Origin of the sequence: Streptomyces carpinensis, assembly GCF_002154505.1 — a bacterium.
Taxonomy (GTDB): Bacteria; Actinomycetota; Actinomycetes; order Streptomycetales; family Streptomycetaceae; genus Streptomyces; species Streptomyces carpinensis.
The window spans coordinates 1-2537 of sequence record NZ_MUBM01000600.1; the positions used below are offsets into that span (position 1 = coordinate 1).

General features: G+C 68.6%; 2 protein-coding genes and 1 pseudogene. 1 reads left to right on the top strand and 2 read right to left on the bottom strand.

Annotated features, from left to right (window positions below):
* The first annotated feature begins 588 nt into the window (after nucleotides 1-588).
* A complete protein-coding gene (locus BZY54_RS46740; protein ID WP_086731394.1) occupies nucleotides 589-1122 on the top strand; it encodes a hypothetical protein in 534 nt (177 codons plus the stop codon).
* A gap of 294 nt (nucleotides 1123-1416) precedes the next feature.
* Here the strand turns inward: BZY54_RS46740 and BZY54_RS52560 are convergent, their stop codons facing one another.
* Both BZY54_RS52560 and BZY54_RS46750 read right to left on the bottom strand, forming a co-directional pair.
* A complete protein-coding gene (locus BZY54_RS52560; RefSeq protein ID WP_208640976.1) occupies nucleotides 1417-1770 on the bottom strand; it encodes an MFS transporter in 354 nt (117 codons plus the stop codon).
* A gap of 19 nt (nucleotides 1771-1789) precedes the next feature.
* A pseudogene (locus BZY54_RS46750) lies at nucleotides 1790-2444 on the bottom strand (SDR family NAD(P)-dependent oxidoreductase).
* Nucleotides 2445-2537: the final 93 nt, after the last annotated feature.

The following is a 2537-nucleotide window of genomic DNA, read 5'->3' on the forward strand; positions in this document are numbered from 1 at the left end:
GCCCACGATGGGGCCCCGCCCTTCTTACACGCCCGGCCCACCCCAGGGCCGTTCATCTTTTATGCATCATCACACAGCTCAGCTTGCCTCCGTGATCGCCGCCGGTGGATCCCCGGGGGCTCCGGGCCGTTGCGCCGAACTGAGCACCGCTTTAGGAGTTCGATCAGGTGGCAGTGAGCCCCTGGGAGGGCAGGAAGCTCGATGCCGTGCACGAACGCCAAAGTCTGGTGCTGTCCGGCCTCGTTGATGTCAGCCGTGGATGTCAGTGGGGGTAGTGGAGCCCAGCTGAGCCGACCTGGTGATCAGTCGCTTGCGGCTCTGGCCGGCCGAGCCGCCTCCATCGCGTTTCCCCGCTGCTGATTGACCGAGAGGCACCGGCGATGCGCCCCGTTCAGGTGACGTGCGCTCCCGACGTCACCGGGGAACACTGCGCCTCGCATCAACAACAGGCCGGCCTCATCCCGGTCGATCTAGACTTCGGCGGCCAGTATGCGAGCACAGCCGAAGGGGGCTTTCATGTCTCATGCGCAAGGGACCGGCGGGAGGGCTGATTCCGAGGAGACGGAAGGGGCTCCGTATCCGGAGGGTGTGGGCGACGCGGACGGCGGATTTTCCCAGTGGAGGCGGCGACTGTCGTGTCTGGCCGTTTTGGTGGCCGTCCTCGCGGGCGGAACGGGAGGTTTCCTGTGGTTGTTCCAGGACGAGTTGTTCCATCCGTTCGGGGACGCACGAGCCTGTGAGGGCAGCGACGCAAGGCTGCCGGATGTGATCTCGGCCGGTGGTGTGCCGATACCTGCCGACGCTTCGGACATTCACTACGTCACCGAGAACGGCAGCGCCCGGGTGTCCTTCCTCAGCAGCCAGATGCCGGACTATCTGCACCGCGCGGGGCTCGTCCCTGAGGGGAAGCCCCTGCTCGAATATGATGAAAAATATGCGCTAGGGGATGGCGAGAGCGAGCTTCCCGAGGGGCTGTGCGGGCCAGCTGTCACCGGACCTGTGTGGTCCCACGAGCTCGCTGGCCCGCGCCCGGGCGGCTCGATCCTGGTCGAACGTTCCTCCGTCGTCCCCGGTGCCCTCCGCGCCCCGGCCCGTGTGATCGCCACCTTCAACATTCGCTGATCGCGCCGAGACTACCGCCGGCCTCAACCGTCTGGTGCGGGCTGTACAACAAGCAAGCCCCGAGCCGGTGGCCTGGGGGTCGTCACGGAGCGGGTGACGGGAATCGAACCTGCGCTCTGAGCTTGGGAAGCTGAGGTGATCTGCGAGCGATGGCCGGGGTGACCTGCACGGGAGCGATGCCGGCACCTGGTCGCTCGCCGAGTTGTTACCCGATGTTCCCCGTGGTCCCCCGCACGATCTGATATGGGTCTGGCACGTCCGCCAGCGGCGCCAACCGTGGCACCAAGGCCGGTGTCAGTGGCTGTTGTTAGCTTCCGAGGTGCAGATGGGCCGGATAGGTGTCTCCAGAGCGGTCCTCGTCGGTGACGTCGCAGACCAGGGCGAGGGCTTGGCGGGCGCTGAGCCGAAGACGATCGCTAGCGGGATGGTCCTGGCCGGGATACCGGCGCGGTGGGTCAGCAGTGGGGGGATGTAGGTGTAGGTGGCCAGGGTCCCGCCCATAGTCAGGACGGCGGCGGCCAGGGCCAGCCACAGCCGGCCCTGGCGCAGGCAACGAACCTCGGCCCGCTGCTGCGGGGCGGGGATGAACCGGCCGACGAACACGGCGGCCAGGGCGGCCACCAGTCCGAGGCGGGGTGCACGGTTCATGCGGGGCGTTGCGGGATGATCAGGTGGGCATGGGCTCGGCGTAGTGCCGGAAGGCGCCGCGCTCGGTGTGGATGGCGTACAGGCGCTCGGCCAGTGCTTGGGGGCTGGAGTGCTCGGCGTCCGGGCGGATCGCGCCGGGGACGATCAACTGCGCGGCGTGGATGTTCTCCGGCGCGAGGGCGTCGTGGAGCATCGCCGCGTAGGCACTCTCGGCGGCGAACGCGACCGAGGTACCGGCCACGCGAGAGTTCGGGCGCACGGCGCTGCCGCCGTTGACGAAGAGCAGCGTGCCCCGGCCCAGCTCCCGCATCCCCGGCAGGACTGCATGCACGCAGGTCACCGGGCCCTTGACGGAGAAGGCCAGCGGATCGTCCAGGTCAGCAGCGGTCGTCTCCAGGACCGGCTTCATGAAGTCGCCGCGGGGCACGGGGCTGAACTGGAGGATTTCGACGGGCCCGAGCGTGTCGGCGGCCTCGTGCAGGGCCGCGGTCAAGGAGGCAGGGTCGAGGACATCGGCGGTGAACCCGCGGGCGTGGACGTTCTCGCGAGCCAGTTCCGCGGCCAGGTTGTCCTGGTGCTGGGCGCTGCGCGAGATGAGGGCGACATGGTGGCCGGCGGTACCGAAGCGGTGGGCGGCGGCCGGGGCCGGCGCCGATGAGAGCGAAGGTGGTCACAGGGTTTCTCCTCGTTCAGGCGGTGGTCGGGGCGGCGGTGTATTCCTCGTCGGTGACGGGGTTGAGCCAGTGCACGACGTCGTGGTCGGCGTC

What these genes read in the sequence shown, in the direction of transcription:
- BZY54_RS52560 (WP_208640976.1), bottom strand. Translation starts at nt 1,770, where the DNA reads ATGAACCGTGCACCCCGCCTCGGACTGGTGGCCGCCCTGGCCGCCGTG.